Below are 8,832 nucleotides of genomic sequence, written 5' to 3' on the forward strand. Positions count from 1 at the left end.
TCAGGCTGATAACCAGTAGTCAACAGGTTCGGCGATTGCCGTGGTTATCGCATTGTTGGAAATCGAATGTTCGGCAATACTGAACGCTATGTCCGAATTCGAGAATGCCGTACTGATCGGAGCGTCGATCCGGCAAGCCCGGCGTGACAGCGGGCTCTCGCTGCGCGAGTTGGCCAGGCGTCTCGACGTCAGCGCGGCTACCCTCAGCGCTGTCGAGACCGGGAAGACCAGGGTCAGCGTCGACAGGTTGGCGGCGATCGGGGGGATCCTCGGAGTGCGTTTCGACGCCCTACTCCCGGCCGCGATAGTGCGTCCGCCGGAACAGCCGCGATGGGGTGGCGACGACGCGGACCCGAACGCATATTTTCGTCCGAACGAGTGGCGAAGGTTCGGACCGAGTTCGTTCGATCCGGTGTTGGCGGCCGCGCTCGCGGAAATGGTGAAGACCGGGTATCACGGCGCTGCGATGCGTGAGATCGCGAAACGCGCGCAGATGAGTGTGCCGGGTCTGTACCACCACTATTCCAGCAAGCAACAGATGTTGGCCGAAATTCTCGACCTCACCATGGCCGAACTCAACACGAGATCGTTGGCGGCTATCGACGAGGGCGAAAGTCCCTATGAAAGGCTGGCTTTCCTCGTCGAATGTGTGACCTTGTTCCATATCTATCGCCGTGATCAAGGTTTTCTCGGTGCCAGCGAAATGCGCAGTCTCACAGACGAGAACAGGTTGCGTATCACGGAATCACGCAACTACCAGCAATGGTTGATGACGAAGCAGGTCGACGACGGAATCGCCGCCGGTGTGTTCGGGACGGATCGGCCGCGACAGGCCGCGCGTGCAATCGTCGTGATGTGTGTCTCTGTCGCGCAGTGGTATCGGCCGAACCGGCCACAAACGCCCGAGGAAATTGCACGCGACTACGCGCGTTTTGCGCTCGATCTGGTGCGCTGTCGGCGACCGTGACGGACGTCATCCGGTTCGGGTGATGCGCCTGCGGGCAATCAGGTCCATGCTTGGAAGGTATCCGTACCGCGACTCGAGTAAGGAACGAAACACAATGTCTTCCAAGCTGTCTCACAGGGCCTACATGATCGGCGCCGGCATCGGAAACCTCTCGGCTGCCGTCTATTTGATTCGAGACGGTGAGTGGAACGGTGAAGACATCACCATCATGGGCCTGGACATGCACGGAGCGAACGACGGCGAATCTGCCGCTTCCTTCCAACACCAGTACGGTCATCGCGAACTCGGAAACGACGCGGGTTTCATCAACCGTGGCGGGCGCATGCTCAACGAGGAGACCTACGAGAACCTTTGGGACGTACTGAGTGCGGTTCCGTCGCTGGACAACCCGGGAAAGTCGGTGACGGATGACATTCTCGATTTCGACCACGCGCATCCGACGCACGATGTTGCACGGTTGATCGACCGAGACGGCATTCGCAACAAGGGTGAGAACGACTACAAGCACATGCAATTCGACAACAAGGATCGCTACTTGTTGACGAAGCTGATGACGTTGCCGGAATCAGACGAGGCGAAACTCGACGACATCAGCATCGAGCAGTGGTTCGAAGACACTCCGCACTTCTTCACCACCAACTTCTGGTACATGTGGGAGACCACATTTGCTTTCAAGCGGGTGAGTTCGGCGATGGAGCTTCGCCGGTACATGAACCGAATGATTCTCGAGTTCAGTCGCATTCAGACGCTCGCCGGTGTCACCAGATCGCCGTACAACCAGTACGAGAGCATCATCTTGCCGATGCGGACCTTTCTCGAAGGCAGGGGCGTGAAGTTCGTCAACGAACTGAAGATCACCGAGTTCGTGTTCAAGGACACCCCGCTCCGGGACGAGATCATCGTGACGGGGCTCGACTACGAGAATGTCCGCACCGGTGAGAAGGGCCGAATCGACGTAGCGGAAGGCGATTTCGTCTTCGACACCAACGGCAGCATCACCGACAGCTCGTCGATCGGTGATCTGGACACCCCGATCGTGGAAGACATGAGGTACGCGCCGAGTGCACTGCTGTGGAAGCAGGCTACCGAGCATTTCTACGACCTCGGGAATCCCGACAAGTTCTTCGGGGATCGCGAGCAGAGTGAGTGGACCAGCTTCACCGTCACCACTTCGTCACACGAGCTCATCAACGAGATTTCCCGTATCACCAAGCAACTCCCCGGAAATGCGCTCAACACTTTCGTGGACTCGAACGTCCTTCTGTCGATCGTGGTTCACCATCAACCGCACTACCACGCGCAGAAGGAGAACGAAGGGGTCTTCTGGGGCTACTGTCTGTTCCCGCGCAAGGACGGCGACTACGTGAAGAAGCCGTTCATCGAGATGACCGGCCGGGAAATGATGGAAGAGACTCTCGGGCATCTCGAGGCGCTCGACGAGAGCGGTGCGCTGGCTGCGCGCAGACAAGAGATCATGGACAGCGTCGTCAATTCGATTCCCAGCCACATGCCATACGCCAGTGCGCTGTTCAATCGGCGCGCAGTAGGTGACCGGCCGCTGGTGGTGCCGAAGCACTCCAAGAACCTGGCATTCATCAGTCAGTTCGCGGAGTTGCCGTTCGACATGGTGTTCACCGAGCAGTACTCGGTGCGCTGCGCGCAGGTGGCCGTCTACAAGTTCCTGGGGATTCCGGAAGACAAGCTCACCAAGATGCACCACTACGAAAAGGACCCGAAGGTCCTCGCGAAGGCCGCAGTGACGATGTTCCGCTGAGAGGTGCTCAGCGACCGTGCCGCTTCTCGTAGTCCTCGCGAGTGCGATCGGCGCGGCGCTGGGCCTTCTCGTCGAGCAATTCGGGATCGAGGCCGTGGCTCAGTAGGCGGTGACGGCGGTAGATGGTGCCGAGCGCCACGACGAAGTACGCGAGCGGGATGAGCAGCAAGGCCATCATGGCCAAGGGGATCCAGATCGGTCCGGGAATCAAGAGGAACAGCAAGAGAATCAGCGTCGCCGGCACTGTGAAACGAATGATGTAGCGGGCCTGGGCACCCGGGCCGACCAGATCGTTCCGAACCCAGTCCTGGTACCGGTCGGGGAGCGTCTTCCCCAGGAGGTATCCGCAGTACTGAGGAAAGTTCGGGCGAGTCTGTTCGGCCATGGCCTCCAGGATAGTGCCTGGTACTGCCGCTTACACCGGTGCCTTGAACGTGCGGCGGTACGCGCTCGGTGAAACGCCGAGGGCCTCGTTCATGTGTTGACGCATCGATGTCGCAGTCCCGAAGCCGGTTCGAGCAGCAATTGCATCGATCGACAGATCGGATTCCTCCAAGAGTTCCCGTGCGCGATCCACGCGTCTGCTGGTCAACCAGCGGTTCGGTGTCGTTCCGACTTCGTCGCGGAATCGACGACTGAACGTACGGACGCTCATGTTGGCGCGTGTTGCCAGGTCCGCCAGGGTGATCGGGTCGTCGAGATGTTCGAGGGCCCAATGCCGAGCGTCGGCAGTCGACTCCGAGGGTTTGTCGGCCAGTGGGCGCCGGATGTACTGCGCTTGGCCACCGTCGCGCCACGGCGGTACGACGCAACGCCTCGCGACGGTGTTCGCCACTTCCATGCCGTGGTCGCGCCTGACGATGTGCAGGCAGAGGTCGACCCCTGACGCCACCCCGGCCGAGGTCAGGATGTGGCCTTCGTCGACGAACAGCACGTCGGGATCCACGTTCACCTTGGGGTAGACACGCTGGAAATGGTCGGTGTTGCGCCAGTGTGTGGTGGCGCGGAGTCCGTCGAGTAAACCCGCCGCGGCGAGGATGTACGAACCGGTGCAGATCGAGACCAGCCGAGTGCCCGGCCGGATGTGTTGGAATGCTGTGGCCAACTCAGGGGAGAGGTAGCCGTCTTCGTAGGCCGGACCCAGCTCGTACGACGCGGGTATGACGACGGTGTCGGCGGTGGCGAGCAGCTCACTCCCGTGGTCGACCGAGATGCTGAAATCTGCGTCGGTCTGCACGGGATTGCCGTCGACGGTGCACGTCAGGATCTCGTACAGCGGCTGATCCTCGACATCGAGGGCACGTCCGAAGATGCGCGCCGGGATGCCGAGTTCGAAGGGGATGACTCCATTCAGAGCCAGTACGACTACGCGATGCTGACCAGACATGGCTCGATTCTTTCATATATTGGCAATCTGGCCACTGTTCTCGATTGAATCCGAACTGCAGAATTCTCTCTGTGACTTCTGAGACCGCTCTCCCCGAATCAGGCCCACAGCAGGTGAGCCCGCCGCGCTTTCACCGCGCCTGGTCCGTCGCGATCGTGGCGTTCCTGGCATTGGTCGGTGCAGCGAGCTTCCGTGCTGCACCATCGGTGCTGATCGATCCGCTACACGAGGATTTCGGTTGGTCGCGCGCCAGCATCTCGGCCGCAGTCTCGGTCAACCTGATTTTGTACGGGTTGACCTCGCCTTTCGCTGCTGCCTTGATGGAGAGGTTCGGTATCCGGGCGGTCGCCACCTCGGCGTTGGCGCTCATCTCACTCGGCAGTGGTCTCACGATTTTCATGACCTCGAGTTGGCAGCTCATCCTGCTGTGGGGCGTCTTCGTCGGCCTCGGTACGGGTTCGATGGCGCTGGCGTTTGTCGCCACCGTCGTCGATCGCTGGTTCGTCGAGAAGCGTGGACTCGTGACCGGCATTCTCACCGCCGGTGGTGCGGCCGGTCAGCTGGTGTTCCTGCCCGTCTTGGCGAAGATCGCCGAAACTTACGACTGGAAGAGCGTCGCCTTCACGGTCTCGTTCGCCGCACTGGCCGTCGTACCGTTCGTTTTGCTGTTCCTCCGCAACTATCCGTCCGACGTCGGAACGACGCCTTACGGCGCCCCCGCCGATTACACCCCACCCGCCAAGCCTGTCTACCAGCGTGGCGGCGCCGGAGCCCGCGCGATCTCGGTGCTGGTCATGGCGTCGAAGACCAAGGTGTTCTGGCTTCTCGCCGGTACCTTCGCGATCTGCGGCGCGAGCACCAACGGTCTGATCGGCACGCACTTCGTTCCGGCGTCGCACGATCACGGAATGCCGATCACCACGGCCGCGTCACTGTTGGCGTTGATCGGAATCCTCGACATGGTCGGCACCATCGCTTCGGGTTGGTTCACCGACCGCATGGACTCGCGAAAACTTCTCGGCATCTACTACCTGTTCCGCGGAATCTCGCTGCTGTTTCTGCCGTTGTTGCTCGCCAACACCGTGAATCCGCCGATGATCGCCTTTGTCATCTTCTACGGGCTCGATTGGGTGGCGACGGTTCCGCCGACCGTCGCGTTGTGCCGTCAGCACTTCGGCGCCGACGCTCCCATCGTGTTCGGGTGGGTGTTGGCATCTCATCAGATCGGTGCGGGTCTGGTGGCCTTCTTGGCCGGCCTCGTTCGCGACCAGATCGGCTCGTACGACGCCGCGTTCTTCGTGGCCGGCGCGCTGTGTGCGATCGCTGCAGTCATGTCGTTGTTGATCGCAAAACGTCCGAAAGAGGCAGTATTGGTTGACTCTGTCTGATTCGGCACTGTGATCGGTACCACCGACGGGGTAAGTTGTGTGTAACTCCAAGAACTACTCACCAGTAGGGGTACTGAAATGCCTGCTCCGTCCGCTGCGACCTTCTCGCGGCTCGCCGATCTGATCGCCATCGACAATGTTGCCGATCGCCCGACGAAGTCCATCACCGAGGTGTTCACCGGCAAGGCGCTGGCGACCATCCCCGTCGGCACCGCCGACGACGCACTTGCGGCCATCGCCCGTGCGCGCGTCGCCCAGAAGGAATGGGCCAAGCGCTCCGTCCTCGATCGCGCTGCCGTCTTCCACCGCTACCGCGACCTCATCCTCGAGAACCGCGATGCACTCATGGACATGGCTCAGGCCGAGACCGGAAAGTCGCGTACCGCAGCTCAGGAAGAAGTCCTCGACATCTCGATGACGTCGCGTCACTACGCACGCGTGGCGCCGAAGCTGCTGCGTCCGCGTCGCGTCTCCGGCATGCTCCCGGGCCTGACGAAGACCGTCGTCCGCTACCAGCCCAAGGGTGTCGTCGGCGTCATCTCGCCGTGGAACTACCCGATGACGCTGGCCGTGTCCGACGCCATCGCTGCGCTGCTCGCCGGTAACGCCGTTGTCCTCAAGCCGGACAGCCAGACGCCGTACTGCGCGCTCGCCTGCGTCGAACTGCTCTACAAGGCGGGTCTGCCCCGCGACCTCTTCGCCGTGGTTCCGGGACCGGGCTCCGTCGTCGGCACCGCCCTGGTCGAGAACACCGACTACCTCATGTTCACCGGTTCCACCGCGACCGGTCAGCTCCTCGCCGAGCAGGCCGGCCGTCGACTGATCGGCTTCTCGGCCGAACTCGGTGGCAAGAACCCGATGATCGTCGCCGCCGGCGCAGACCTGCGCGAGGTCACCGACGCCGCTGTGCGAGCGTGCTTCTCCAACTCCGGTCAGCTGTGCATCTCCATCGAGCGCATCTACGTCGAAGAGTCCATCGCACCCGAGTTCATCCGTATGTTCGGTGACCGCGTCAAGAAGATGAATCTCGCCGCCGGTTACGAATTCGGAATCGAGATGGGCAGCCTCGTCTCCGAGGCACAGGTCAAGGCCATCTCCGCTCATGTCGACGACGCAGTCGTCAAGGGCGCCACCGTCATTGCCGGCGGCAAGGCTCGCCCGGACATCGGACCGCTGTTCTACGAGCCCACGCTGCTCACCGGGGTTCCCGAGGACGCCGAGTGCTACCGCGACGAGACCTTCGGGCCGCTCGTCTCGATCTACCCCGTCAAGGACGTCGAAGAGGCCATCGCTCAGGCCAACGACACCGAGTACGGCCTCAACGCCAGTGTGTGGGCGGGAAGCAAGGCCGCCGGTGAAGCCATCGCAGCGCGCATCCACGCAGGCACCGTCAACGTCGACGAGGGTTACGCACCTACCTGGGGCAGTACCGCTGCACCGATGGGCGGCATGGGTGTCTCGGGCGTCGGTCGTCGTCACGGCCCCGAGGGTCTGATCAAGTACACCGAACCGCAGACCGTTGCTACCACTCGCGTCATGAATCTCGGTGGACCGCGCGGACTTCCGGCCAAGGTGTGGGCAAAGCTCATGCCTCACGCCATCAAGATCATGTCCTGGGTTCCGGGCCGGTAACGGGTGGAAACCGCCAGCGCGTATATCGAGGCAACGCCGGTATCGGTGTGGAAGGTTGTCAGCGACATCGAGGGTATGGGTCGCTTCAGTCCTGAAAACACCGGCGGCACGTGGACTTCCGGAACTCCGGGCACGGTGGGTGCAAAGTTCAAGGGCACGAACAAGCACGGTCTGATTCGCTGGAGCACGCACTGCACGGTGGTCGACGTGGTCGACTGCCGGAAGTTCTCCTTCGAATCGGATGAGCCGAAAGCGCGGTGGACCTACGTGCTCGAGCCTTCGGGAACGGGCACTGTGCTCACCGAGACTCGTGAGATCTATGCGACGCCTGCGCTTTACGTGCGCATGATGTCGGGTAGCGGCCTACTCGGTCGGGGGCGAGATCAGCTGATGCAGACCGGAATGGAAACCACGCTGGCGCGCATCAAGGCGTTTCTGGAGAGCTAGAAACTTACACAAGTGGGGCTGCACTCGATTCGAGTACGGCCCCACTTCTGTTGTTGGCGATCTAGTTTGCAGTGCCGATAGGCGCGGTGTCGATGAGCGCCGCGTCGATGAGCGCGGTGTAGACACGCTCCGGTTCTTCGGCGATGCGATTGAGCACATACAGCCACCACTGTGTTCCGAAGATGACGTACTCGCGTGTGGTGAAGCCCGCTGCTCGGAGGGTGTCCAGCTGCTCGGTGCCGAGGCCGAGCAGCATCTCGAACTCGACGTGCTCGGCTCTGAGCTTCGAATCATGCTCGGCACGTAATGCTTCGAGGATGTCGCGGTCATGCGTCGCGATGGAAACCTGGTGGCCCGAGTCGACGATCCGGGCGGCGTAGTCGAGATACGTGCCACGCAGTTCGGCACTTCCGCGCGGGTAGGCGACGGACTCGGCTTCGAGGAAGGCGCCCTTCACCAACCGGATGCGACCGGGTCGGTCGAGTAGAGCAGCGAGATCCTTTGCGGTGCGGTGCAGTCGGGCCTGAACGGTGATTCCCACGTGAGTGAAGCGCTCGGCCAACCGCGCGTGCATGTCGAGGACCAGGTCGGTGCGGTCGGACGCTTCGGCGGAGATGATCAGCTCGGCACCTGCGCGTTCGGTGGTCTCGGCCAGGCGCACGACATTGCGAAAGCATTGCTCCGGATCGATCACCAAGCCGATGTGCGAGAGGTCGAACGACACGGTGCTGTCGACACCCGACGTTCCGATCCGTTCCGCCAGTTCCACGAATACATCGGTTTCGGCGTTCGCGAGTTCGGGATCCCGGACGCTTTCCCCGGTGTATTCGATGCTCGCCTTGTGTCCTCGCGCGAAGATCGAGGGGAGTCGGTCGAAAGCGTCGTCGATGGTTTCGCCGCCGATGTAGCGAGCAGCGATTTTCCGCGCGAGTGCTGCCGTCGCAGCGTCCGCCATGGTGCGTTCTTTCAGAGATTCGTCGAGTGCGAGGCGGCGTAGGACGTCCGCGGCCTCGGCTAGCAGATCCGTGTTCACCGCTTCAGCGTATCTGGACGCGGGTGCGGGAATTATTCTCCGCACCCTTGCGTTCGATCTATTGTCGATATATCGTCGATACGTCAAACAAACACAGACAGTCCAGGAGGACAACATGTACGCCCCACACAACAACCCAGAAATGCAAGAACGTCGCGAGCATGGCCGCCGAGGCCCGCATCGTGGACACGGTCGGCCCGACCA

General features: G+C 61.7%; 8 protein-coding genes. 5 read left to right on the forward strand and 3 right to left on the reverse strand.

Features of this window, described 5'->3' with window-relative positions:
* Positions 1-88 precede the first annotated feature (88 nt).
* Positions 89-967, forward strand: coding sequence for a TetR-type transcription factor C-terminal domain-containing protein (locus QM716_RS19530; RefSeq protein WP_283305724.1), 879 nt, complete (start codon positions 89-91; stop codon positions 965-967).
* Between the two features lie 94 nt (positions 968-1,061).
* Positions 1,062-2,741: an oleate hydratase gene (locus tag QM716_RS19535; RefSeq protein WP_283305725.1), complete on the forward strand. Its 1,680-nt coding sequence runs from the start codon at positions 1,062-1,064 to the stop codon at positions 2,739-2,741.
* Positions 2,742-2,748: 7 nt separating this feature from the next.
* Here QM716_RS19535 and QM716_RS19540 read toward each other — a convergent pair whose 3' ends face one another.
* Positions 2,749-3,126, reverse strand: a complete 378-nt coding sequence (locus QM716_RS19540; RefSeq protein ID WP_003943558.1) for a DUF5313 family protein — start codon at positions 3,124-3,126, stop codon at positions 2,749-2,751.
* A gap of 30 nt (positions 3,127-3,156) precedes the next feature.
* On the reverse strand, positions 3,157-4,128 hold the full coding sequence (locus tag QM716_RS19545) for a GlxA family transcriptional regulator (RefSeq protein ID WP_283305726.1): 972 nt from the start codon (positions 4,126-4,128) through the stop codon (positions 3,157-3,159).
* 71 nt (positions 4,129-4,199) lie between these two features.
* Here QM716_RS19545 and QM716_RS19550 point away from each other — a divergent pair, with 71 nt between their 5' ends.
* The 3 genes from QM716_RS19550 (at position 4,200) to QM716_RS19560 (ending at position 7,595) form a co-directional block, all read left to right on the forward strand.
* Positions 4,200-5,516, forward strand: coding sequence for an MFS transporter (locus tag QM716_RS19550; protein ID WP_283305728.1), 1,317 nt, complete (start codon positions 4,200-4,202; stop codon positions 5,514-5,516).
* A gap of 78 nt (positions 5,517-5,594) precedes the next feature.
* Positions 5,595-7,148 carry a succinic semialdehyde dehydrogenase gene (locus QM716_RS19555; RefSeq protein WP_283305729.1) on the forward strand — a complete coding sequence of 518 codons (1,554 nt, stop codon included), beginning with the start codon at positions 5,595-5,597 and terminating at the stop codon, positions 7,146-7,148.
* A gap of 3 nt (positions 7,149-7,151) precedes the next feature.
* Positions 7,152-7,595: an SRPBCC family protein gene (locus QM716_RS19560; protein WP_019746286.1), complete on the forward strand. Its 444-nt coding sequence runs from the start codon at positions 7,152-7,154 to the stop codon at positions 7,593-7,595.
* A gap of 61 nt (positions 7,596-7,656) precedes the next feature.
* Here the strand turns inward: QM716_RS19560 and QM716_RS19565 are convergent, their stop codons facing one another.
* Positions 7,657-8,628, reverse strand: a complete 972-nt coding sequence (locus QM716_RS19565; protein ID WP_283305730.1) for a proline dehydrogenase family protein — start codon at positions 8,626-8,628, stop codon at positions 7,657-7,659.
* Between the last annotated feature and the right edge of the window lie 204 nt (positions 8,629-8,832).

Origin of the sequence: Rhodococcus sp. IEGM 1409 (genome assembly GCF_030056735.1) — a bacterium.
GTDB lineage: Bacteria > Actinomycetota > Actinomycetes > Mycobacteriales > Mycobacteriaceae > Rhodococcus_F.